The organism is Bradyrhizobium ottawaense, assembly GCF_900099825.1.
GTDB lineage: Bacteria > Pseudomonadota > Alphaproteobacteria > Rhizobiales > Xanthobacteraceae > Bradyrhizobium > Bradyrhizobium ottawaense_A.
On the sequence record NZ_LT629693.1, the window covers coordinates 6154185 to 6176327 of the forward strand.

The window sequence follows — 22143 nt, forward strand, 5'->3', positions numbered from 1 at the left end:
GACTGATGTCTGTGGCTGACGCCCGCGCGGCCACCCTGCCGGCGGCGTCTCGACGGCCGCTGGCAAAGACAGCAGCCGCGCCGTTGCATTGGGCGGCGTCGGGGATTGCCGCATTGCTGGGTCGGTCCGAATTGCCCGGTCTCGGCGAAGTAGCTGCGCTACGCCCCGCGACAAGGGTCCTCATTGCGGGCTTTTCAGGCGGGATCATCCTGGTTTTTTTAGTCACCGTAGCGGCCGTGGTGTCGGTTGAGATGTCCGCCGTCAGCCTTCCCGAATGGCTCGGCGCGCCATCGTCGGCCGCCCGGGGCGCCGCGGCCCGGCCACCGGCCGGTCTTGAGAATATCGTGCAGCGTCCCCTGTTCTCGCGAAGCCGCCAGGGCGTGACTCCATCGCCAGCCCCGGTGCTGGCCGCCGCGCCCACGGCAGTCACGCTGGACCAGGATATCACCTTGAAGGGGGTCTTCATGAACGGTGCCCTGGCCAAGGCCTTCGTCTTGTCATCGCAAAATCAGCTTGGAGTGTGGGTTCAGGCCGGCGAGGAGATCTCCGGCTGGAAGGTCCTGGCTATTCAACCGGGCTATCTCCTGCTTGAGGGGCAGGGTGAAAAGCGGGCGGTGCAACTCCATGCTGGAAGCACCAAATGATCGTCGCCCTGCGCAAGACGTCCGGACGAACCGGCCGCTTCCTTGGGCGGGCGCTTGCCTGGCGCGCCTCTGACCGGGCCCATGCCGTGGTCGCGTGGGGACTGGTCGCCGGCGCCGTCTGGCTCGCCGCGGGCTTACCGGACGACCCGGTCTGGCCGGAAGCGGCCCTCGCGGGGCTATACCTCGTGGCTCTTTTGGCCGCGATCTGCGCGATCGATGCGCGCTACGGCATCATTCCGGATGGCCTGGTTGCCGCACTCGGGGCTGGGGGGCTTCTCCAGACCTTGCTTGCCGGGCAGGCGGGGCTGGTGGAGCGGGGATTGGAAGCTTTGACTGTTCTTGCGGCGGGGACGCTTCTGCGCGCCTCCTACCGTCGCCTAAGGGGTTTTGACGGGCTTGGGTTCGGGGATGTCAAGTTCGTGACCGCAGCGGCGCTCTGGGTCGGCCTTCAGGGGATGCCGACGTTGCTTTTGGTGGCGGTCTTCTCGGCCGCGGTCAGCCTGGTGATCCTGCGGGCCGAGGGCCACGAACTGGATGGCCGGCAGGCCATTTCGTTTGGACCCCACCTGGCTGTTGGACTTTGGCTTGCTTGGGTAGCGGGGCCGCTGCTGAATGGTGTCTAAGGCCGTCTATCCGAGCCTGGGCAAAATGGCTTCGCTCTGCCAGAATTTCGCCGAAGCGCGTTGCATGGTTCGGGACTAGTGATCCTGGGCATGTCGTCGCATCACATAGCTGTCCCGTGAACATAAAATGGGTCAAGCCGTCGGATGACGCCGATAAATTCAAAGATGTTGGAAAGCCGATTACTTCGAAATACGAGCCGCTAGGATCATTGCCTGCGATCTATCCGACCGGTGCCCCGATGACCGTGATGGATCTGGAAAATGTTGATCCTGCCAGATCTACAGTTATCGACCCGATGGGAGTTGTCCAAGCAAAGCTCATAGTTGGCTGCGCATAGAGGAACGGGGGAGGAGCAAACGGAAATGCAAGCGGTGTCGTAGGATCGATAATTAGCGTTCCAGTGAACGTATCTCCCGCTGCGACAGATGAAAGGAGTGGATCTGCGACCGCCGAACATGTTTCATAGAGAAAAGTAGAAAAAATAAGTGCGAATATTGCTTTCCGCATCACCCCCCAAAGCCCCATCCCACCTTCCCGCGCCGGTTGAGTTAATCGGGACGCGATCTTAAGGTGCGTCGCACAATCGATTTCGCTTTGAAATAATGGGAATCATATCAGACTGGTACCATCGATCATGACGTGGGGACGAGCATGAGCGTGGGTGAGATTGTGCTATACACGGCTCTGTTGATCTGGGGGCCGCCGCTTATTGTTGTCGGCTTTCTGATGCGTCCCTCGCGGCGGCGCGCAGATTAAAACAGGTGCATTCCGATCCAGGCAAAGAGCCACAGCCAGCCAAGCATCGCAAGCGCAACGGCGATAACATAATTTATCTTTAGCCAGAGTTGGCGCAACCGCGGCGATATTCTCATTGCTAGACTTCGAAAAGATCTCGTTTTTCGGAGCTGGAGAGCGCGCGGAGATCTCCCAAGCTTCCTCGCGTCGCGTCACAATGCCGACACCTGATCAAGGTGTGGGATGGTGCGTCTTCTCGACAGTCAAAGACAATTCCCAGTCCGTCGCACATTTTGCAAACGATCTGAAATTGAGACGCCTGGTTTGAGCGCTGTGCTTGCATATCAGGCGGTCTTCAAAACAAAGCCGCCAGGCGGAATATGTTCGCCTGACGGCTTCGCTAGTGTGGGCCCGGACGACGGGGGAATTGTCCGGTACGTTGATCGTAGATAATTTTACCGGAGCCGCCACTAAACTCGCTTGTTAAGCTGAATGTCGAGCGCGCGGGTTAATTCTGGAACCGAAACAAAAGACCGCCCGAAGGCGGTCTCTGGCAACCTTTCGATTTCTAAGTCAGGCTGCGATCGTTGAACTCTTGCGACGACGGTATGTCATCGCACCGATCCCGACAAAACCCAGGATCATCATGCCCAAGTAGAGGTCTCTGGAACAGCAGCGACCACGGGAAAGCTGGCGGTCCAATGTCCGGCATTAGGAAAGCCCGAAAGGCTTGCCCGTGATTAAGCGCGTTGAATTGGTCTTTCACGCTGCCTGAAACAGGGTTGTCGACCAAAATGGAAAGGAAGGTAGAGAAATTTGGATCGCTGCTGTCGGAAGCGATTACTGCGAATCCTTGATTGTCGTCACTGTAAACAAACGCACCGGTCACAGGATTGACGAAAGCAGCGAAATCAAATCCGGTGCTGCTGACCGCAGCAGTGTCGAACGACAATCCGGGATAGAAAAGTTGAATATTCGAGACGTCAAAAAAGGATATCTTCCCCGCGAGCACGTCGCTTAATGGGACTTGGAAGGTAGCTGACGATGGCGCGTCAACATGCGTACCGAACCCTTCGCGTGTGGTCGTCCAGCTGTAAGTGACCAGTGGAACAGCTTGTGCCTGAGCAGAAACGATCGTTGCAGCAACGAAGGCGGCTGCGGCGAGTGCGGATTTAATTGTTATAAATCTTCCCATTGTTATTGTTATCTTGGGATTTAAGCATCGATTTTAGTCGAGTTCAATCTGTAAAATCTAGTGCCCGGAGCTACAGTTTGAATTGTCACAATGAAACTCGCCGCAAGCTCGTGGATGAGCTCGACTTTTTGTCAGCTATTCCAGATGGTTCTAAGCGCAACGCCGATCGCAGCTGGCTTATTCCACTGAAGACCTTGGTCAAACCAACTCGCAGCGTGATTGGCTCCCGACGGAGCGCGCGCCTCTCGCGCTCGCCTTCTCAATTGCGAGACAATTGATAGCGTCGTTGTAGATCTCGCTGGATCCGGTCGATCTGTTCCTGCGAAACATGACGGCGGCGCGCATGGCGCTTGAGCTTTGGAAAGACGGCAACCCAGCCGGCGTCACGGTCTGGAACGATTGCAAGCGAGATCCCGATTGAGCACCCTTCAAGGGCCAGCATTCGCTCTCGAAACAAAAAGGCCAAGTCAGCACTTGAGATCTTGATTTTCGGCATCGTCTTTAGGCGAATAGTTTTGCGCCAGCTTGGGTGAACGTTACGAACGTTCCAGATTCGTGAAGTTTAAGCCAGCCGTTCTCGATCGCGCGTTTGAGGCCGGCGCCGTATTCGGCCGGCGTGCCTTTGTCGCGAAACAGGAACGGCCCGTTGATCTTCTCAATGTGGATGCGGCCCTGCACCGGCTCTACCTGGTTGGCGATCTCGAGGAGATGGCGCGCCGCCCTGTCAGGATCAGAATAGGGTCGATCTCCAGTATTATTCATGCCGTCACCCGATGCTGTGGTTCTTTGCGTGCAAGGCGCCCCGATCGCCTGTCAGCTTTTCCACATATTCGTCAATGGCGTCGATCAATTCGCGGCCGGGAAGGATAACCTTCCGGCCGAAGACGAGATATTTCCGCAGGGCGCCCAGGTGTTCCAGATCCGCCGCTACGGCTGCGGCGCGGGATTCTTCCCGCCACCGGCTCTGCTTTTCCCGCCATCACGCGTCAATGTTCGCCGCGGCGCCGCGCAAATCATCAATCCTTGGGTATCTGAACGCGGCGAGCGTACCGGGTGTCGCGAACGTGGACGGCCGTACGCCTCCGGCGGCGGCCGCCTTGCGAAGTGGCTTGGGGATTAAGAACCAGTTTCTATGGACAGTGATAGGCGCAGCGCCCAAGGACGGCCCGACGCATCGCCAAATAAAAAGACCGCCCTTGGGCGGTCTCTGGTGCGCTAAATCAAGCTGGTGATCAGGCTACGCGAAGTGCGGCGCTTTGATTGCGACGGCGATACGTCATGAAACCGACGCCAGCAAAGCCCAGGATCATCATGGCCCAAGTCGAGGGCTCTGGTACTCCACCTATCGTCGTTTGGGACAGCAGGTCTACTTGCCCGGCAATAATGTCATTGGCGCAAGTCATACCCCAGGAAAGGGCGAAATCGTTGCCCAAAGCCCCTCCATCGTAGATGTCGAACGTGATCTTACCCGCCGTAACCGACCAGCTGTCGGAGATATTTAGATACTTTGCGGCGTTACTGTCCGGATTAAATTGGACAGCCTGACCCTGACGGAAATACCAGCCGGAACTCGGATCAATGGGATAGGTGACCGTTTGTCCGTTAACGTTGGAGGCTACAATGGTCCCCTTCCCAGGCGTCAGTACGCCAAGCGCTCCTCCGCCGGTTTCATACAAACCACCGGTTCCGGAGTTGGCTGTCAGCCCCATCGTGGCGGCAAGTTGCCAATCCCCCGGCTTGTACACGTCGGTCCCGTAGTTCGGACCGGTGCCGGTAGGATGCCACGCATTTATTCCCGGGGTTATGAAGAGCGCGCCGTATCCCGTGCCGTCTGTTCCAGCATTTAATGCATAGGCCGTATTAATTACGACCTCGAGGGTATTCCCGCCATTTACGCGCTGTATCTCTGCATTTGTAATCGTGAAGACACCGCCGCCGATGCTATTTCCGTTGGCAGGATTGTAGGTGTTCGTCCCACCCCAATAGTCGTTGGCCAAGACAAACGGCGTCGCAAATGCAGGCAACGGAGCGAACGAAAGAGCTATGACTGCAAGGAACGGGACCCGATACCGCATAACCAAAGACTCCGTAACAAGAATATATTAATTTGGAAAACCAATATTATTTTTTATGAATATCCCGAACTTTGGCGTTGGTCAATGGCGTTTCAATGCGCGCTATTTAATTACGGCGATTATTGAACACATTACCGCTCAGGCCCATTGCTCGGCCCGCTACCAAATAGCCGCCACAGATGCGGAATCTCACGTGATTTCGTTAACACGCCGCATCACGTCGCTCAACGCGACGCCTGGCAAATTATCAATCCGACGGTGGTTCGTTGGCGGAGATTTTCGCGGGCCGCAGGGCGACTAGGTGGCTGCGCTTGTATGGGCGGCCACTGAGCCGGGAGCAGTCCTTGCAGCGCATATATCGCTCGAGCTCGTGAATCGGCGTGGTCTTCAGCCGGCGAATGATGTCTAGCGCGACGCTTTGCTGCGTGTTGCAGCCTAGGCATTTCACCTCGAGGTAGAGGTAGCCGGCGTTAAGGGCGTCACCGAGAGGCGGGGAGGGCTGTGCGGGGCCCTGGAAGCCAAGCATGCGCTTGTTCCAAGCCTGGCAGGCGAGCCGGTCAGCGTCCTTGCGCGTCCTAGCGGCCAGCTCCGCACCGTGGCGGACGGACGCGCCGTAAATGCTTTCCCGGGATTTGGTGCCCATGACTGGAGAATGCGCCCTACGCTCCGTTATCGGCAAGCCGCTACAGCTCACGACGGCGCTCCGCTGGCATCACAGGGCTACGCGACGGGCACGGCCTAAACCCCGAACGAATGCCGCAATTGGGTCGCCAACTGCCCGACCGCGCTGGCGTACTTGCCTGCCGTGTAATGCTGGTCGGCAAAATAAAGGCCGGCAACAATGACCGCGGCGATCAAAAGTCCCTTCATCCGAAGAACCTCCTAAATGTTGCCCGTCATGCCGCCATGGACTTGCACAAATTCCTCGGCCTGACGGCCGTTATGATCTGCGCAATCGCGGTTTGTCCCCAGACCTAGTCGGCTTACTTGGCTAGGAAGTGCGCCAGATGTCGAATGCGTGGGCGAGGAAAATGCCGATGCTGAAGAGGGCTGCCGAGGCCGCAACGATCTCGATCATGGCCGTGCTCTCTGGCTCGAGATGCCGGGCAGAGCGGCTTGGAGAAATTGGCCGTAGATAGCGTTCAGGATGTTCAACATGATCGCACCCGTTGTCTAACCCCGACGATGATCAAAGCATCGGTGTGTTTCAACCCGGTTTCGTTGGGCCGGGAAAACGGCTTCATCCGGCATAATCTGCAGCAGCCAGGGTCTGTGCCGGGTTAGTCCTATCGGACGATCAGGCAGCCTTAGTCTCGGCCTGCTCAACAATCTCGACCTCGAAATATCCCATCGCTCGAAGCTCCTCGGCTTTTTTGACCGCGGCTTCCCGGCTCTCCCGTCGCAGTGTGATGCCGCCCGCAGTATCCCGGGCATGGATGAAATACGCCATTTGCCACCCCCCGAAAGATGCGAAAAGTAGGCGCCACTTCCGGTTCTGACAATAGGAACTGGGGGGCTAGGTTGGGGCCGGCGGGCGCTTGCCTCTGCTCGGCCTGTACCGCGCCGTTGACTCGCCCATCGGATTAGACCGACGGCGTGGCTATCCCCTCGGGCCAGGCGCTAAACGCACTAAAGCCAGCACAGCGCGGCGCGGGGCTAATGTTGAGCCGCGGAGTGGCTGGTTCGCCCTTACGTAAAGAACAGTGCCAATAGGCCCGTCGCCAGCAGGGCGACGCCCGCGACCGTCACGGCAAGAAATCCGTATGAGGCAAATTCGTCGCGCACAATGTCACCTGTGACCGCAGAGGCCGGTCATCATGGGCCACCGGCCCCATGAGAAGGTAGCCTGATCCCGTATCCGGATCGCTTCGACCTAGCGGCAAAATGGCTTCAGGACTGTTTCGTTCGAACTGCGCAGGCGCGCGTTGCCTTGCCTGTTCCGTATCGAGGTCCAAATGAGCCGGCGCTCCGCGAGCGTACGTGCCGGCGGGTCGCGAGGCGACTAAATCAACGGTTGGAAGTGGTTAGTTGAATAGTTGAGACTGATTTTCCGGGCCGCCTGGAGTGATCGCCTTTTGGGCTCGAACCTAGGCAACGGTCCAGGGGTTACCTGAGCGAACACGAAAGCTGATTGCGACATCGGTTGCTGCCTGTTTTTGAGGACAGCGACCGTCGCTTTGTCGACTCGAGTCAAGGGTGACGGGACGCTTGTATCGAAGACTACTCGCTCGGGTAGCTTCTCAATGGAGCTTATTCTGATCGCAAATTTGCTGGGCTCCGCTCGAACCGCCAAAAATTGCTGCTCAGGCATAAGCCAATTCAAGGCGAATAGCATTGCGAGCAAGCCACTGCTGACAAATCCAAAATATTTAAGAATGGGCATTTTAGCCGCCCGCTATCTTTGCGTCCGTTCGTACGGATCAGCAGGCAAGTCGGAGAACTGACTCCCGGCGATAACCGAACCGCTATAAGCGCAGATGGCGAGAACGATGAAGCGAAGGATGATAGACACTGGCCGCCTCTTTCTTATTTTGAGAGAGGCTACGAGGAATGTCTTTCGGGCGACTTAGGAAAACTGGTGTTCAAGGGATTGAACAAATTGGTTAAATGTCTCGTACCCGAGTGAGGGCGATTATGGTCTCTGCTGTTTCCGCTCATTTGTCGGAAAAACCCTACCTTGATCGCCTTGCGGGCGTCAGGCCGCATGGATGATGCTCCCCCGTTGAACTGACAGGAGCTCCGGATGGGTTTGGGAGTACGTTTCTATCTCTTCGTGGAGGATGATCCTTTCGATCGGCTCCAGGCTCGCGGCTGGCCGATGGGTGAGGCCTATTTGTGGAACTATTTATCCCTTGGGGATCGGGACGAGAGTAACACACTGCTGATCGCGCGTTAGGGCCGCGGCCGCGCCGGTTCATGTTGGCGAGGAGGATCGTCGGGACGAGAAGGCGGCGCCGGCGGGCGAGCCGGAGTGGGGATGCGAGGCGGTTCTCGTGCTGGCATTGCAAAAACTCCCTCATGGGGAAATCGCGTTAGCCGTCCCAGACCGTGTCTTGCCCTGCGATCGTAAGCGCCGGCCGGTCGTCCTGCATTTCGACTAGGCCGAGATCAATCAGTTTCGGGACATGTGCTTGATTCAGCATCTGCCATCGCTTGCCCGCGATGTCCTTCATCGTCCATCGCAGATCGATGGCGTCGAGACCAAACTTCGCGAGCGGATCTTCGTCGTTTTGCATAGCTGAAATTACTCGTTCGTCTTTAGCGCGACCACGTCGAGCGCGACCAGATACACCATCACGATATCGTCGGACGCTTCCACCTCTTGAGACGCCTCCAGATACTTTGCTCTCTCACTCTCGTTAGCGATCCTGGCCTTCAATTTTGCCCCGATCCTGCAGACGGGTTCGCCGTTTGACGTGAGGGCGTTTAGGTCGGACCGAAACCACTCCTCTTGGCAGAGTTCGGACGCTTCCCGCAGTTGCCGGGCCTCGAATGAAACCGTTGGCGTTCCGTCAACCTCGATCGTGAAAATTAGTCCCAAGGACGGCGGCATTCATTTCCCCTTCGCCTTCAGCCCAGCTTCACGCGCCAGCCGTTCTGCCCTGAGGCGCTTGTGGTTTTCCTCGAACTCCGGGACGGCTTGGCTTTCCGATATTTTCTGCTTTGAGGTGTTCGGATCAAGAGCCCTTCGTTTGGCCTCGTCCGCGACATGCTCTTCAGCTGACCGTTTTTCCGTGCTCATTGCTTGCCCTTCAGCCCGCTTCCTGGGCGCACGCCGTCAGTCGATGGCAGGCCCAACGTGTCTCTTAAGTGGGACACGGACCCTTTACCGAGATCCGGTAGACTTAATAGTGTTCCGTCGGAGGCTTCGCGGATTTCACCGACGGTTTTCCAGCCCGCGACGGATATCGCGTTCCGAATCCGGGTAGAAAATCGGACCTTGTCGAGTGGCGTATCATCCGGCAATTCGGGAGCCGGGTAGAGCATTGGTCCCTCTAATGCCTCCCGCGCCAAACGTTCTGCCCGCAACCGTTCGCGGTTCTTAGAAAAAGCTTCCTCCGCACTCTCGTGCTCGGTCATTGCCGCTTTCGCATCTCCTTCGCGAAATGCTTTTCGCGCTTCGCGCTCGGCTTTGCTGACCGGTTTCGGCTGTTCGAAGTTGCCCGGATCCTTCGTCATCTTTTCACCGTTTGCGGCAAAGCCGACCACTTAGTCGCCGACTTCAGTCAGTTTCGCTTCCTTTTGTTGGCCATGCAACTTTTTACTCGCCGCCTTCTTAGATTTCTTTTTCGCGGCAGCAATGAGCCGATCAGGTTTCCGTTCAACCTCAGCAATCACCTTTTCCATAATTGTGCCGCGAGCCTTTTTGCTCAATGCGTAACCGCTTATTATTATCTTCAGCTTGTCCTTGCCGGCATGATACTCGTGTTCGATCTTCGGCCTTTCGACATTCTTTCTCCTCCCAAGGAGTCACGAGTGTTTCGGTGTTTGCCAATCTTTTATGCTAGCCAAGTTTCGGTCCGTCGTTCGTAACATCCGAAATCATGCTCCTGTAGCAATCTTGAATAGCGATCCCACCACGACCCAGGCTATCGAAGCCCAAATTGATGCAAGGGTGACGAGTATGAGAAGTGCTTCGCCCGCGGGTCTTGCCCGCCACCTTACCACAAGCCATTCTTTTTGTTGTGCGCACTGCGCTGGCGGTGCTTTCAGGGTTCATCCCGGTTGCCTCAGACGCTAACAGCGCCATTACCGCCTTCTATCTTGGAGCCGGAGCTCCTGTATTTATCGACAAGGCCAAGTCCGGCCTTCGGTCTCACAACACCAAATCGGTCTAAAGAAACGGCCCCAGCGCGGGGGCGAGCTGAGGCCGTCAGGGGTCGTGATTGTGTCGATGTCCGTTTCGACAGCCCGTCAACGCCGATCATTGCCACTTGTTCCCGATTTTTTTTCGCCATCTGTTACTTTTTGAACAGACGGGCAAAGCGCTGGAAAATAGCCTCCGACCATTGCCAATCTAGGATGATACTTCGCCTACTGAATTGCCCGGCCTTGTGCCGGGCCTTTTCGTTAGCGGCCTACTTTGCTTTCGCGAGTGGCCTTGGGCCAGTATCGTCACGACTTCCCTACGGTCAGACGAACCTGAGCTGGCCAAACTTCGCCCCACCGCAGAGGTGGGGCTTTCCTTTGCTCGGAACCATTTCGGTCCATGAGAGTCCATTCCACGCTTCCGGCAAATGCCCCCCAATGCTTGAGCCGGGAGTAGACCTCCCACTAGGTTGGCGGCTCCGGCGCTTCCTATCCCCGCGCCGGGGCCGTTTGCCGCGCTAGCCGGGCGGGAAGTTTGGCCGGATCTCAGCGCCGCGGTGACCGCAGACTTTGCAAATAAACTGCTGCTCAATGTCGGACAGCCGGATTTCGTCCGGCCACTGTTCGGCGCTCATAGTGACGTTATGTCCGCATTTGTGATTGGAACAGAATACGACTACTCCCGTGACGCCTGAACTCCGCATCTCGCCGACCGTGATCTTTTGCGCACGCTGCATTTTGGCTATTCGTCGATCGCTCTGAGCTTTTGTTCGAGTTCTTTGATCAGTTCGGCAATGCGTCGGGCAGTTTCCGGGTCGACCAATGCTGCTCGGGCTAGTTGCCGATATTTCATAATTTTCATTTCGAGTTGTAGACGCTCGTTTTTCGACGGCACGGAGCATTCCCATCGCTTTTCAATTCAAGAGCGGGAAAGCGAGTTTGTTTCAAGGGGTTGATAAATTCACCATGACCCGTCCTTGGCGCGGAGCATCGCCGGTGAAGCCGGGTTCTTCACCTTGACCCAGTCCGGCGACCGGCCGGCGCGATAAGGCCGGTCCCGTCGCTTCGAGACGATACCCTCAAGGCCCATGCTGCGCGCGGCCTTGAACAGGTCCGCCCGATCTCGCCCTGTTCGAACGGCGCGAACTGCACGCCGCCGACGCGTCGCGCCAGCAGGCGGGAAAGCTGGTTTTTCCGAAGGTGAACGGCAATTCCCTGAGGTCGTCGCCGTCGATCGAGAGCAGGTCGAAGGCGTATCCCTGATGCATTCCAACACGCACAATGCGGCGGAGCCGTCCGGTAGTTTGACTTGCGAGGGTGGCGCCTGCGGTTCGGCGACATACCCTGTCGAATGGAACCTGATTGCGATTACGCGTGTTCCCTCCCCGGAAATTCGGAGGAACACGATTGGATCGGAACGCGCTTCTATTGATTGTGGATATAGCTATCCCGGTAATTATTTTGATCTGGCTGTTTTTCGGGTAGTGGCTCAGTGCGCTTCCCTGCGGGGGTATTGTCAGCCCCACTACGACGCAAGGAGATGACTGGTCGTCGGCTAGTCTGGGCTTGGGGCGCAGCCTCACTGCCCCATTCAGTTCACAAAGAGCGTTCAAGGATGGCTACAATCTTGAAAAGGGTAGCCTCAATGCGATGGTTTGTCGGAACCGTACTTGCTCTGTTAGTCGCACTTGGAATTTATGTTGGCTCAGCCGTCGTATCTCTCAATGGCCTTGTCGAAGCAGCAAGGGCTGGGGATGGCGCTGGTGTTATTGCGCGAACCGACACCGCCCGCTTGCGCCGCTCACTGGTTGATCAGATCGTTTCCACGTACCTAAAGCAGTTAGGTCGGGACCGACCTGTAAAGCCGCTGGAACGGATGGCAGCGAACACATACGGCGCGTCGGTTGCCGATGCGATGATCGCCAAGATGCTTACGGAGGAAAATCTCACCGCCATCCTAAATAAAGGTGCGATAAATTCGAGCGCCCCGATTGCGAATATGCAGCACTTGACTGAGATCGACACTTCTCAGGTTTTGGAGACATTAAAGCGGATATCGCCGGTCAAGCTGGTCGAATTTTTGGTCCGCTTCGGCGAGACCGAAAGCGCCGGCGGTATTAGCATCCATTTTGAGGGGGATGGATGGAAACTATCTGGCATCCGATTACCTACTCACGTCGTACAAGTGTTAGCGCAGGACCTCGCACACAGTAGGGGCCGAAACGGTTAGGAAGTGGCTCCCGCCGATTTCCTGTGCGTGCGCGCTTAAGTAACGGTGCTCCCTCGGCCGATGACAGCCTGCACCTGAACGTGAGTCCAGACCCCACCCCGAGCTGTGGGCACTCGGCGTTCATTCAGCTTGGTGGCAATGGCGGCATTGCTCTTGGCACCACCCACCTGGATCTCACGAATGACCGGCAGCACATTGGCCGCAAACTTCCGGGCGGTATCTTTGATGACGATATTACCCAAGACGCCCGCTTCCCGGACCTTCGGATTGCCAAGTTTTTTGCCTCGTGCCTTCGCCGCCTGCAGGGCGCTGCGCGTCCGCTCTGAAATCATCTCCCGCTCGTGCTGCGCAACAGCGGCCAGGATGTGAACCGTCGACTTATTTGCGTGCGGATTATCGACCGCCAGAAACTCGACGCCGGAATCCATCAGTGTGGCGATAAACGCCAGATTGCGGGAAAGCCGGTCCAGCTTGGCGATAAGTAGCCAAGGGCAACGCTTTGAGCGGTATGGCCAACTGCGACAAAGGATCGCGGACGAAATCCTGCTACGGCGTTCCAAGGAATTGATCGCCGAATTAGAGGCAGACAAAGCCGCCCTGCAATCCTGAATTAAAGCCGCGCTAATCCCGATGGCCCGTACTAATACTGCGGTCGGAACAGCGTGCATCTGAGAGAGTTGGCTCTGTATCATCGCAACATTCGGGCAGTTACCGGTGACAGAGAGTGCTTCAGACTCCCACCCATTACGGAGCGTGGCACACATGACCAATCCTCCAGACAAGTACCGTCATAAGGCTTTTGTTTGTGAAAAGCTTGGGCGAGAGGCTACCGACCCCGAAACCCGGGCCGCATGGGTCGAGATTGCGATTGAATGGCACGCGCTTGCTAGCCGAGTGGAACGGGAATTTGGCCCGGCCGGGTTGAGAAACCAAGCAGGGGCAGCACCTCAGTTGGCCCAATAGTCTATTTGGGAGGCTGCCTCCGCCCAATTTCACAGCGCGCGCCGGGCCTTTGCTCAACTGCAAGTGAGAAATTCGCCCTGCACCGGAGTGATAAGTTAAATTTCCGTCAATGAGCAAAATGGAACAGCGCGGGATCGTCCTTGGGTTCCATATGGGCGATGAACTCAAGTCATCCCCATGCCGTTGCCATGCCGTTTTGCTACCATCCCGGGAATGTGCGAGGGCGACCTCTGCGCCTACGACTTCTTGGCCTGCGAGGGTTGCCAAAAGTCGTGACTCGGCAAAGCGCCATGGCTTGATGACCCAATGAAATCGGAGATCTGGCGCGGCTGGATCAAGGGAATCGCTGGCATTAAGAAGTGACGGAAATGTCGTCCGATCTCCAGAAGGCTGGACCGGAAAGGCCGTCGCGCCTCTGTGGCAACTGCAGCGAGAACATGAGGCATCTAGTTAATCTTCCCAGTGCGGGTCTCTATCCCGCAAAACAGATATTCCGTTGCGACAATTGCAGTTACGTCGTTTCCGCGCCTTGTTAAGGCCGCCTCAGTTGGCGGCCTCTTGGCTTTAGCAAGAAGCTGGACAACCACGTTGCGGCCAGGGCGCTGTACATCGCTCACTACAATCTCTGCCGGCCCCATGAAGCCCTCCGGACGACGCCAGCCAAGGCGCTGGGCGTGGTGGACAAGGCTTGGAGCATTGCCCAGCTTTTGGATGCGGCGCTTGCCGTTGCCCCGGCCCTGCCGACCGAGACCCCTCCGTATCGGCGGCGGAAGTTCACGGTAATTCAGGGTGGGAAGGGCTAAAAACAAAGAAGCCCTGCCCGGCTTGGAATCGCCTTGGCAGGGCAGCCCTTTGCAGGGTCTTGAGGCTCAACGGCGCACTCCCCGCTGCATTTGACCGATATGCGATCTGAGCACAAAGGATTCGCATGGCTTGGTAAGCTTGATGTGGAGGAGCGATCACGATTCTGGTCGGAATATCGACGGTTCCTCGCGCGAGTAAAAGTTGCTGGTACCGCATGTGTGATTGACCGGCCCGGTTATGTTGCACGAGGCTATGGCAGGCGCGAAGGAGACGCAAAATGGCCTCTTGCACTAAAAAACCGCTACGCGTAGGGGGGCGGCCGGCGGATAGGCAAGTTGCGAGGGCGCTGGTTAGGCAGCGACGGATCCGGATAAAGGGCGTTTTAACAGCGCCAGCGTCTCCTGAGCTGGCATGGCTTTGCCAAACAGGTAGCCCTGACCCTCCGTGCACCCATTTGCCTTGAGGTATGCGAGCTGTTCGGCGTCTTCGATGCCCTCGGCGGTCGTGATCAAACCGAGACCGCTTGCGAGCCCGAGGATCGCCCTGACGATCACCATGCTTTCATTGTCGCCGCTGACGCGATCCACAAAGCTGCGGTCGATCTTGATCTTGTCGAGGTGCAGCGTTTGCAATTGCCGCAGCGTCGCGTAGCCGGTGCCGAAGTCATCGAGCGCGATTCGAATCCCGGTCTGCCTTAACTGGTCGATGACGCGCTGCGCAACCTCGAGATTGTCCACCAGCGCGCTCTCGGTGATCTCGATTTCAAGTCGATGGGGATCAAACCCGGTATTTTCAAGGATGTTTAGAATGCGCAGCCCCAAAGAGGCGTTGCGCAGCTGAACTGGTGAAATGTTAAACGCAAGCTTTATGTCGGCGGTCCAGGTCGCGGCATCCATGCAGGCGCGGCGCAACAGTTGATCCCCCAGTTCGCCAATGAGCCCGCATTCTTCGGCAATCGGGATGAATACCCCGGGCGCTATGACACCCAGTTCCTCGCTCTGCCATCGGGCCAGCGCCTCGAAGCCAATGATGCGGTTTTCGGCCATCGAAACCAGCGGCTGATAGTACGGAACGATGGTCTGAGCCGCGAGAGCGTTGCGCAGTTCTCGCTCGATCCGCATCCGCTGTTCGACGTGTGCGTCCATCTCTTGTTCGAAAAACCGGACGGTCGATTGGCCCTCAGCCTTGGCACGATAGAGGGCGAGATCGGCGCGGCGCACGAGCGCGTCGTGGTCCGTTCCATCATCAGGGGAGACCGCGATGCCAATACCGATCCCCAGCGCTGTCGCCGTGCTTCCAATCATGAAGGGTTCGGCAACGGTGCTGATGATGCGTCGCGCGAGCCCGGCCGGGTCGTCGAGTGAGGTTACATTCGGTAATACAATTCCGAACTCGTCGCCGCCTAACCGGGCCAGCAGGGTGTCCGCGCGCATCACGTTGGACATCCGTTCGCCCACCTCGAGCAGCGTGCGGTCGCCGACCGCATGACCGTAAGTATCGTTGATCGCCTTGAAGCCGTCGAGGTCGAGCATCATCACGACCGTCCGGCACCCCTCGGACGTCGTTCGCTGCAGGGCGTCATCGAGTTTTTCGGTGAAGAGACGCCGGTTGGGCAGACCAGTGAGCGGATCAAGGCGTGCAAGCTTGCGTGCCTGATCCTCGGCGGCAGCGCGCCCCTTCATCTCTTTGGCAAGATCCTGCAGCCGGCGAAAGCTGTAGACGATCAGGCTTATGCACAGCATGAACGACATCAGGACGAGGTCATCCGCTCCCCAGTCTTCGTACTCCTTGGCGAAATCCGCGACTTTCAGGAAAAGATCGCCTGTGTCGAAAAACACAAATTGGGCGGCTAGAATAATAACGATAATAATGGCATCTCTGACATCACGCCGACGCCAGGCAGTTCGGCGCAGGCGCGAAAACAGGATTCCTCGCGGGGACAGCGATATCAACCACTTCACTTGGTGCTTCCTCGGAGGGGGGCAACCGGTGTTGCAAGCCGCGCCATCATGGGAGTGGCACCTTAACCGGAAGACAACTTCAAGTACCGGGGAAATACGGGCGTCGTGCTATGTCCTTAAGGAAGCCTTACCTTTGAACGCTCATTTGCCTGGATATGAAGGCTCGATAGCAACGATCTATACGAAGTCGAATGGTTAGCATCCGGTGAGGACCGCGGCTGGATTGCTCGCAGGATGTAACGGTCAAGCCGCCTGACGGTTTCTGACATTGAGCTGGCACCAAATCCAGGGCAGGAGCTCATCTAGTTTTTGGACGGGATGCTCGGCGATGCGAGCGAGAACGTCGGCGAGCCACGCCTGCGGATCAATATCGTTCATTTTGGCCGTGACGATCAGGCTGTACATCACCGCGGCCCGCTCGCCGCCACGATCGGATCCGCAGAACAACCAGGATTTTCTGCCCAGAGCGATCTCGCAGTTAGGCAATGACAACGAATAGCGGCAGATAAAGACCGTCCGAAGGGGTGACATGAAAGCGGGGCCATCTCACCAAACTGTGAGGGAGAAGCCCCCTGTAAACGGCCCGCCGGCTGCCGACGTTTCTACTTTGTGTCGTGGCGCGAAGTGGATGCAAAAATGAGAGTGATAAGATTACTGCTAGCAATCACGCTAACGGCATTGCTCGTTAGTCCAGCTGGGGCGCAGGATGTAGGCCGTGCCCAGGATGGCTTCTATTCCGGCCAATCAAATGGCCAGTACAGTGGTCAATGGTACGGACAAGTTAACCCAAGAGTAGATGGGCGACCGAACCGAAACGAGGGCCTTCCACCAAGTGCCGGGGATAAGGATAACCGACGATTCGATAACCCCATCGATCCTGGAGATTGCGCAGAGGCCCAAATGCTAAAGCCGGACGCTCGCCCCGGATGGCAAAGGCGGGTAGCTAGAGCGTGCGAATAACCCCGTTCGTCGCAGGCGGTCTTTATGATGTTTTTCGTTCAATTAATGCTGCGAAGATCTACGGCGCTGATAACGATGACAGTCAGCACCGCAAGGATTCCAACTCCAATCATCATGACTTCGCCAGCACAAACTAAAAGACCGCCCGAAGGCGGTCTCCGTGCAGATACTGATAGGTGATCAGGCTGCGCTAGGTTCTGCGCTCTGCTTGCGACGACGGTAGGCCATGAATCCGACGCCCGCGAACCCGAGGATCATCATCGCCCAGGTTGAGGGTTCGGGGACGTCCGAGACGTTCGGCGACGAACGATAGTCGGTACCGCTCAAGAAAGTCAGGGAGCCACCGCCGGGTGTGAGCACGTCTATTGTAAGCCGGCCGGTATGACTGAGATCGGCGCTCGAGGACGGAAGCGCGCTGTATTCACTGCTGCCCGAATCAGCTTCGGCTTCCATCGTCCAGTTAAACAGGAATGTGTGCCCTGCCGGCAAAAGAACGTTCATTGTATAACTTGAGGAGGGACTGTTCTTGTAGGTGAATAGCTCGGAGTCATAGACCGCTAAACTGTTGGTCGTTAGGTCATCAAGATTGAAGGCTGTAGCGCCGGTGCCTCCGCCCGTATAGGACCCTGATATTGAGGAAACAAAGCTAACCAAGAGGTCGGTGGCTCCTACCTTAAAACCATCGACAAAGCCTATGTCCGCTCTCGAACTTGCCCCACTTTGCGAGTTAAAACCGGCAGGATAGGAGGTAAACGAAGAAACGGATATGTGCGCGGTTCCGTAATTTCCTGTGGCTGTGGCAAAAGTGCCGACCCCTGTTCCTGCACCGGCTCCGCCGACGCTCACAGCAGTGCTGTTGATTTGATTCAACGCCGGAGTGGCCGTAACCGTAAATGGCTGTGCAGTGGGATTATAGCCAACTGCAGAAACTGCGCCACAAACAGCAGGAGCGGCCGCGAACCAACCTTGGCATCCACCGACAAGTGACGCGTGGCTTGCTGAAGAGGCTAGAACTGTAATTGCCGTGGCGAAAAAAACAGATTTGGTCATTATCCGTCGCTGGTTATTCCAAGCTGCGCCGGTCTCTCGCTCGAATAAAACACCCATTTCCCCCCCTTTCAATTATTTCCTTCCAATATTCCAATCATTAGATCTTCGAAGCGAATTGGAGGTCAAGGCCATTCTTGGTGCGCAACTATTCCCCGGCAGACGGACGTCATGGAGCCTATACGATGCGCAAGCTTTTCACGCACTGGATTGCACTAGCGGCCATCGCTCTGGCGAGTGTGAAACCACAGCTTATTTTGGCCCAAGTGGAAAGGCCTCACCGTCGAAGAAAATTTGGCCGGATTACGAACTGTTCGCCTTCCCTTGGCATCAGCCGTTCGGCTGAGGCAGGCAAATAATCTGCGCTGGATCCGCGCTGCACCGCATCCAGCCCGGTGACTAGCAGGGAGAGCACGACAAACAAAAGACCGCCCGGAGGCGGTCTCTAATTCTCAATTCAGACCTGGATCAGGCCGTTCTATAAATCGCCAGAAACAGTCCGGAGACCGCGCAACACAACTGTTAGCGCCAGGCTTGACTGAGCCGCCAAGCAATTGATGCAAGTGCTGACGATTTCCATTCGATCAAGCCGCAAACATTGCTGGCTTTGACTTCCGGCTGCTGATTCCGCTCGATGTCGCCCACCATTCCGGAATGATCTCGCCCACCGTTCCGATTTGATGTCGCCCGCCATTCCGAGATGATCTCGCCCACCATTCCGGGATGATGTCGCCCGGGGTGACGCGGCCTCTTCTGGCTCCGCTACGGTCCCGCCTTTCGGCTTTGCGAAGGGGGACCTGGATGCCGACGGAGAGGCTTGCGATGCGCCATGTGCGCGATGTGATCAGATTGAAGTCGGCCGGGATGCCGACCCGCGAGATAGCGCGGCGGGTGGGGACGGCCCCTTCGACGGTGCGGTTGACGATCCGCCGGTTCGAGGCATCGGGGCTAACCTGGCCGTTGCCCGACGACATCACCGACACTGAGCTGGAGGCCCGGCTGTTCGCCAGCGCGGGAGCCGGTCCCGGCACCCGGCGGGGCCATCGCCGGCAGGCCGAGCCGGACTGGGCGGCGGTGCATCGCGAACTCCGGCGCAAGCACGTGACGCTGTCGATCTTGTGGGAGGAATACATCGCGGGCGAACCCGGCGGGTATCGCTATTCGCGCTTCTGCGAGCTTTACCGCGCCTGGGAAGGCCGGCTGTCGGTGACGATGCGCCAGTCGCATACGGCCGGCGACAAGCTGTTCGTCGACTATGCGGGCGACGGGGTGCCGGTGGTGATCGACCGGTTCACCGGCGAGCGGCGCGCCGCGCAAATCTTCGTCGCGGTGCTCGGCGCATCGAGCTTTACCTACGCGCAGGCGACCTGGACGCAGGGGCTCGCCGACTGGATCAGCGGCCATGTCGGCGCCTTCGAGGCGATCGCCGGCGCGCCCGCGCTGCTGGTGCCGGACAACACCAAGGTCGCGGTGATCAAGGCCTGCCTCTACGATCCGCAGATCAACCGCAGCTACGCTGACATGGCGGCGCATTACGGCACCGCCATTCTGCCGGCCAGGCCGCGACGGCCACGGGACAAGGCCAAGGTCGAGCAGGCGGTCCTCATGGTCGAGCGCTGGCTGCTCGGGCGGCTGCGCCACCGCACTTTCCACAGCCTCGCCGAGGTCAACGCGGCGATCGCCGAGTTAATGACCCGGCTCAACGAGGAGCGGCCGATCCGGCGGCTCGGCGTGACCCGCCGCAAGCTGTTGGAGGAGATCGACCGGCCGGCACTCAAAGCCTTGCCGGAAAGCCCTTACGTGTTTGCCGAGTGGCGGATCTGCCGGGTCAGCATCGACTATCACGTCGAGGTCGAGGCGCATTACTACAGCGTCCCGCATCGCTTCGTCCGCGCCGAGGTCGAGGTGCGCTTCACCGCCCGCACCGTCGAGATTTTCCACAAGGGCGAGCGGATCGCCGCGCATCAACGCATGAGCGGCAACCACAAGCACACGACCGTGCCGGAACACATGGCGTCCAGTCATCGGCGCTACGCCGGCTGGACCATCGAGCGCATCCGCCAGGATGCCGCCACGATCGGGCCGGCCACCGCGGCGCTGTGCGATCTGATCCTCGACGAGCGCGCGCATCCGGAACAGGGCTTCCGCGCCTGTCTCGGCATCATCCGGCTCGCCCGATCCTACGGGCACGAGCGGCTCGATGCCGCCGCCACGCGGGCGATCGACATCGGCGCGCGCACCTACGGCTCAGTCAAATCGATCCTCGCCAACAATCTCGATCGGCGCCCTTCACCCCAGCGCTCCGCGGACGACGCGCCGATCCTCCATTCCAACATCCGCGGGCCGCGCTACTACAATTAGGAGATCGTGTCTTGCTCACTCATCCGACCCTCGATCAACTCCACGCGCTCGGCCTTCACGGCATGGCCAAGGCCTTCGCCGACATCGAAGCCGGCGGCGACGCCGCGAGCCTCGGCCACGCCGAATGGCTTGCACTGCTGCTCGAACGCGAAGCGACACTGCGACGCGACAAGCGGCTGTCGAAGCGGCTGCAATACGCCAAGCTGCGCCAGCAGGCCTGTGTCGAGGACATCGACTATCGCACCCCGCGCGGCCTCGACCGCAGCCTGCTGACGATGCTGGTCGAAGGCCAATGGATCGACGACCACGCCAACCTGCTGATCTGCGGGCCCTCCGGCGTTGGCAAGAGCTGGCTTGCGTCTGCGCTCGGCAACAAGGCCTGCCGCGACAATCGCTCGGCGCTCTACCAGCGCGTCCCACGGCTGTTCACCGATCTCGCTTTGGCGCGCGGCGACGGCCGCCACCGCCGCAATTCCCGCGGCGGCAGGAGCCACGGGCGCTACCATAAACCGTTTGCTCGGCACCGTGGACCCGCACACTGCGCTGTTGGCGCAGACTGCGCGCAACAATTTCGGAATCCCCGTTGGGGCTGGCGAGATATCATCAAATCCAACCGTTCGGTTTGCCAATTCCGTCATCAATAAGCTGCCCGGTAGTGGCGGCTCAGCAGCCCGAGAGGCTGGCCAGACCGCGTTCAATCGATCGGTTGCGGAAACCTTCGGAGAAAATGCGGAGCGCATCACGCCGCAAGTCATGGCTCGCGCTCGTGACCGGATTGGCAACGTCTTCGAGGATGTCGCGAACCGTACCCCGGTGATCCAGGCTGATCCGCAGTTCGCATGGGAATTGCGGCGGACCATCCGCGATGCTCAATCCACCATGTCCGCTGGCGAAGTGGAGCCGCTGATCCGTCAGGTGCAGAATATCGCGGGGCTGGTCGATCCGCGGACCAATACCATTACGGGCGAAATCTACCAAAATCTGACCAAGCGCGGGACGCCGCTCGATCGCGCGATGCAGTCTGAGAATCCGAATATCAGAAACGCAGCGCGGGATATCAGGGAGGCTCTTGACGATGTCATGGAGCGTTCGGCATCCCCCGATGTCATCGCGGATTTGCGGCAGGCGCGGGGCCAATGGCGCAATCTGCGTACCGTTGAACCGCTAGTAGCCAAGGCGCCGACCGGAGATATCAGCCCCGCTCTGCTTCAGGGGCGCGTGAACACCAGTTTCAAGGGCACGCACGGCAGCGCCTACGGCGGCGGCGGCGACCTCAAGCAATTGTCAGACATCGGGCAGCGGTTCATGAAAGAGCCGCCCAGTTCGGGCACGGCAGAACGGGGGCTGATTATGCACTTGCTCGGCGGTGCAAGCGCAGCTGGGGCGGGCATGGCATCTGGCGAGTTGCCCCTAACGACGGCTCTCATGGGGCTCGGTGCGACCGCAGGTTCAGCCGCTCTTGCCCGTGGTGTCGGTGGTGCGCTGAGAAGCGATACTCTTACGAACCGGCTGATCAATAACAGCCTCGGGAATCCGACGCAGACCGCTTTCGGGAATTATCTCCTGAACTCCACGCTGCCGGCGACGGTGCAGGGGAACAACCTTCTCCGGCCATAAGAGGCCGTGCAGAAAAAAAAGGAAAACTATCATCCCGAGCAGTGCCCAAGTGTTGTTTTCCAACTCCGTCCAAGCTGCCAAGTACCAACAGACCGCCAGCGCAGTCGTAAACCAAAGC

At 58.3% G+C, this 22143-nt stretch carries 22 protein-coding genes and 3 pseudogenes; 8 read left to right on the forward strand and 17 right to left on the reverse strand.

Translation table 11 applies throughout. From position 1 onward, the window contains the following. Window positions 1-5: 5 nt before the first annotated feature. Window positions 6-644: a hypothetical protein gene (locus tag BLR13_RS28720; protein ID WP_143039630.1), complete on the forward strand. Its 639-nt coding sequence runs from the start codon at window positions 6-8 to the stop codon at window positions 642-644. Next, the gene (locus BLR13_RS28725) at window positions 641-1267 is read left to right on the forward strand and encodes a prepilin peptidase (protein ID WP_079585657.1); all 627 of its coding nucleotides are present in this window, start codon (window positions 641-643) and stop codon (window positions 1265-1267) included. Before BLR13_RS28720 ends, BLR13_RS28725 begins: the two co-directional genes overlap by 4 nt. 1304 nt (window positions 1268-2571) lie before the next feature. Here BLR13_RS28725 and BLR13_RS28730 read toward each other — a convergent pair. From BLR13_RS28730 to BLR13_RS28735, 3 genes are all read right to left on the reverse strand, one after another. Further along, on the reverse strand, window positions 2572-3198 hold the full coding sequence (locus BLR13_RS28730) for a hypothetical protein (protein WP_074816902.1): 627 nt from the start codon (window positions 3196-3198) through the stop codon (window positions 2572-2574). A gap of 259 nt (window positions 3199-3457) precedes the next feature. Next, a complete protein-coding gene (locus BLR13_RS40535) occupies window positions 3458-3640 on the reverse strand; it encodes a hypothetical protein (protein ID WP_143039629.1) in 183 nt (60 codons plus the stop codon). Window positions 3641-3699: 59 nt separating this feature from the next. Then, window positions 3700-3960: a hypothetical protein gene (locus BLR13_RS28735; RefSeq protein WP_074816900.1), complete on the reverse strand. Its 261-nt coding sequence runs from the start codon at window positions 3958-3960 to the stop codon at window positions 3700-3702. Between BLR13_RS28735 and BLR13_RS28740 the strand changes: the two genes are divergently transcribed. Then, window positions 3959-4318 carry a hypothetical protein gene (locus BLR13_RS28740; protein WP_074816897.1) on the forward strand — a complete coding sequence of 120 codons (360 nt, stop codon included), beginning with the start codon at window positions 3959-3961 and terminating at the stop codon, window positions 4316-4318. The two genes, BLR13_RS28735 and BLR13_RS28740, sit on opposite strands and share 2 nt — an antisense overlap. Before the next feature lie 112 nt (window positions 4319-4430). Here the strand turns inward: BLR13_RS28740 and BLR13_RS41950 are convergent, their stop codons facing one another. The 10 genes from BLR13_RS41950 to BLR13_RS40550 all read right to left on the reverse strand — a co-directional run bounded on the left by BLR13_RS41950 (window position 4431) and on the right by BLR13_RS40550 (window position 10977). Continuing rightward, window positions 4431-5273 (reverse strand): PEPxxWA-CTERM sorting domain-containing protein, encoded by an 843-nt coding sequence (locus tag BLR13_RS41950; protein ID WP_074816895.1) that lies wholly within the window; start codon window positions 5271-5273, stop codon window positions 4431-4433. 247 nt (window positions 5274-5520) lie between these two features. Continuing rightward, window positions 5521-5916, reverse strand: coding sequence for a hypothetical protein (locus BLR13_RS28750; protein WP_074816893.1), 396 nt, complete (start codon window positions 5914-5916; stop codon window positions 5521-5523). 95 nt (window positions 5917-6011) lie between these two features. Beyond that, window positions 6012-6143 carry a hypothetical protein gene (locus BLR13_RS42300; protein ID WP_283806893.1) on the reverse strand — a complete coding sequence of 44 codons (132 nt, stop codon included), beginning with the start codon at window positions 6141-6143 and terminating at the stop codon, window positions 6012-6014. 427 nt (window positions 6144-6570) lie between these two features. Next, window positions 6571-6723: a hypothetical protein gene (locus tag BLR13_RS41155; RefSeq protein WP_171944924.1), complete on the reverse strand. Its 153-nt coding sequence runs from the start codon at window positions 6721-6723 to the stop codon at window positions 6571-6573. A 1582-nt stretch (window positions 6724-8305) separates the two neighbouring features. Continuing rightward, window positions 8306-8509 carry a hypothetical protein gene (locus BLR13_RS28760; RefSeq protein ID WP_074816889.1) on the reverse strand — a complete coding sequence of 68 codons (204 nt, stop codon included), beginning with the start codon at window positions 8507-8509 and terminating at the stop codon, window positions 8306-8308. Window positions 8510-8517: 8 nt separating this feature from the next. After that, window positions 8518-8826 carry a hypothetical protein gene (locus tag BLR13_RS28765; protein ID WP_074816886.1) on the reverse strand — a complete coding sequence of 103 codons (309 nt, stop codon included), beginning with the start codon at window positions 8824-8826 and terminating at the stop codon, window positions 8518-8520. Continuing rightward, window positions 8827-9015, reverse strand: a complete 189-nt coding sequence (locus BLR13_RS28770) for a hypothetical protein (protein ID WP_074816883.1) — start codon at window positions 9013-9015, stop codon at window positions 8827-8829. After that, window positions 9012-9482, reverse strand: a complete 471-nt coding sequence (locus BLR13_RS42465; RefSeq protein ID WP_074816880.1) for a DNA-directed RNA polymerase subunit alpha C-terminal domain-containing protein — start codon at window positions 9480-9482, stop codon at window positions 9012-9014. The genes BLR13_RS28770 and BLR13_RS42465 overlap by 4 nt, the downstream gene beginning before the upstream one ends. Continuing rightward, on the reverse strand, window positions 9483-9647 hold the full coding sequence (locus BLR13_RS40545) for a hypothetical protein (protein ID WP_154070738.1): 165 nt from the start codon (window positions 9645-9647) through the stop codon (window positions 9483-9485). It lies immediately after the preceding gene. Window positions 9648-10824: 1177 nt separating this feature from the next. Beyond that, on the reverse strand, window positions 10825-10977 hold the full coding sequence (locus BLR13_RS40550) for a hypothetical protein (RefSeq protein WP_157793734.1): 153 nt from the start codon (window positions 10975-10977) through the stop codon (window positions 10825-10827). 750 nt (window positions 10978-11727) lie between these two features. On the opposite strand from BLR13_RS40550, the gene BLR13_RS28790 reads away from it, so the two are divergent. Beyond that, window positions 11728-12312 carry a DUF2939 domain-containing protein gene (locus BLR13_RS28790; protein WP_074816872.1) on the forward strand — a complete coding sequence of 195 codons (585 nt, stop codon included), beginning with the start codon at window positions 11728-11730 and terminating at the stop codon, window positions 12310-12312. Between the two features lie 35 nt (window positions 12313-12347). On the opposite strand, the gene BLR13_RS28795 is transcribed toward BLR13_RS28790, so the two are convergent. Continuing rightward, window positions 12348-13076: a recombinase family protein gene (locus tag BLR13_RS28795; RefSeq protein ID WP_083387558.1), complete on the reverse strand. Its 729-nt coding sequence runs from the start codon at window positions 13074-13076 to the stop codon at window positions 12348-12350. 759 nt (window positions 13077-13835) lie between these two features. Here BLR13_RS28795 and BLR13_RS42695 point away from each other — a divergent pair. Continuing rightward, window positions 13836-14078: pseudogene (locus tag BLR13_RS42695) on the forward strand (IS1 family transposase); the annotation flags it as partial. A 351-nt stretch (window positions 14079-14429) separates the two neighbouring features. Here BLR13_RS42695 and BLR13_RS28805 read toward each other — a convergent pair. The 3 genes and pseudogenes from BLR13_RS28805 to BLR13_RS28815 form a co-directional block, all read right to left on the reverse strand. Next, window positions 14430-16040, reverse strand: coding sequence for a putative bifunctional diguanylate cyclase/phosphodiesterase (locus BLR13_RS28805; protein WP_143039628.1), 1611 nt, complete (start codon window positions 16038-16040; stop codon window positions 14430-14432). 243 nt (window positions 16041-16283) lie between these two features. After that, window positions 16284-16511: pseudogene (locus BLR13_RS28810) on the reverse strand (transposase domain-containing protein); the annotation flags it as partial. A 669-nt stretch (window positions 16512-17180) separates the two neighbouring features. Beyond that, a complete protein-coding gene (locus BLR13_RS28815; protein ID WP_079585649.1) occupies window positions 17181-18107 on the reverse strand; it encodes a PEPxxWA-CTERM sorting domain-containing protein in 927 nt (308 codons plus the stop codon). Window positions 18108-18869: 762 nt separating this feature from the next. Here BLR13_RS28815 and istA point away from each other — a divergent pair. From istA to BLR13_RS28830, 3 genes and pseudogenes are all read left to right on the forward strand, one after another. Next, the gene (istA, locus tag BLR13_RS28820) at window positions 18870-20408 is read left to right on the forward strand and encodes an IS21 family transposase (protein ID WP_079587813.1); all 1539 of its coding nucleotides are present in this window, start codon (window positions 18870-18872) and stop codon (window positions 20406-20408) included. A gap of 11 nt (window positions 20409-20419) precedes the next feature. Further along, window positions 20420-20887, forward strand: a pseudogene (locus tag BLR13_RS28825) (ATP-binding protein); the annotation flags it as partial. Between the two features lie 67 nt (window positions 20888-20954). Beyond that, on the forward strand, window positions 20955-22025 hold the full coding sequence (locus BLR13_RS28830) for a hypothetical protein (RefSeq protein ID WP_157793735.1): 1071 nt from the start codon (window positions 20955-20957) through the stop codon (window positions 22023-22025). Window positions 22026-22143: the final 118 nt, after the last annotated feature.

Excerpts from the sequence above, each read along its gene's own strand:
- BLR13_RS28720 (WP_143039630.1), top strand. The coding sequence starts at position 6 with ATGTCTGTGGCTGACGCCCGCGCGGCCACCCTGCCGGCGGCGTCTCGA.
- BLR13_RS28725 (WP_079585657.1), top strand. The coding sequence starts at position 641 with ATGATCGTCGCCCTGCGCAAGACGTCCGGACGAACCGGCCGCTTCCTT.
- BLR13_RS28730 (WP_074816902.1), bottom strand. The coding sequence starts at position 3,198 with ATGGGAAGATTTATAACAATTAAATCCGCACTCGCCGCAGCCGCCTTC.
- BLR13_RS40535 (WP_143039629.1), bottom strand. The coding sequence starts at position 3,640 with ATGCTGGCCCTTGAAGGGTGCTCAATCGGGATCTCGCTTGCAATCGTT.
- BLR13_RS28740 (WP_074816897.1), top strand. The coding sequence starts at position 3,959 with ATGCCGTCACCCGATGCTGTGGTTCTTTGCGTGCAAGGCGCCCCGATC.
- BLR13_RS28735 (WP_074816900.1), bottom strand. The coding sequence starts at position 3,960 with ATGAATAATACTGGAGATCGACCCTATTCTGATCCTGACAGGGCGGCG.
- BLR13_RS41950 (WP_074816895.1), bottom strand. The coding sequence starts at position 5,273 with ATGCGGTATCGGGTCCCGTTCCTTGCAGTCATAGCTCTTTCGTTCGCT.
- BLR13_RS28750 (WP_074816893.1), bottom strand. The coding sequence starts at position 5,916 with ATGGGCACCAAATCCCGGGAAAGCATTTACGGCGCGTCCGTCCGCCAC.
- BLR13_RS42300 (WP_283806893.1), bottom strand. The coding sequence starts at position 6,143 with ATGAAGGGACTTTTGATCGCCGCGGTCATTGTTGCCGGCCTTTATTTT.
- BLR13_RS41155 (WP_171944924.1), bottom strand. The coding sequence starts at position 6,723 with ATGGCGTATTTCATCCATGCCCGGGATACTGCGGGCGGCATCACACTG.
- BLR13_RS28760 (WP_074816889.1), bottom strand. The coding sequence starts at position 8,509 with ATGCAAAACGACGAAGATCCGCTCGCGAAGTTTGGTCTCGACGCCATC.
- BLR13_RS28765 (WP_074816886.1), bottom strand. The coding sequence starts at position 8,826 with ATGCCGCCGTCCTTGGGACTAATTTTCACGATCGAGGTTGACGGAACG.
- BLR13_RS28770 (WP_074816883.1), bottom strand. The coding sequence starts at position 9,015 with ATGAGCACGGAAAAACGGTCAGCTGAAGAGCATGTCGCGGACGAGGCC.
- BLR13_RS28790 (WP_074816872.1), top strand. The coding sequence starts at position 11,728 with ATGCGATGGTTTGTCGGAACCGTACTTGCTCTGTTAGTCGCACTTGGA.
- BLR13_RS28795 (WP_083387558.1), bottom strand. The coding sequence starts at position 13,076 with ATGTGTGCCACGCTCCGTAATGGGTGGGAGTCTGAAGCACTCTCTGTC.
- BLR13_RS28815 (WP_079585649.1), bottom strand. The coding sequence starts at position 18,107 with ATGGGTGTTTTATTCGAGCGAGAGACCGGCGCAGCTTGGAATAACCAG.
- istA (WP_079587813.1), top strand. The coding sequence starts at position 18,870 with ATGCGCCATGTGCGCGATGTGATCAGATTGAAGTCGGCCGGGATGCCG.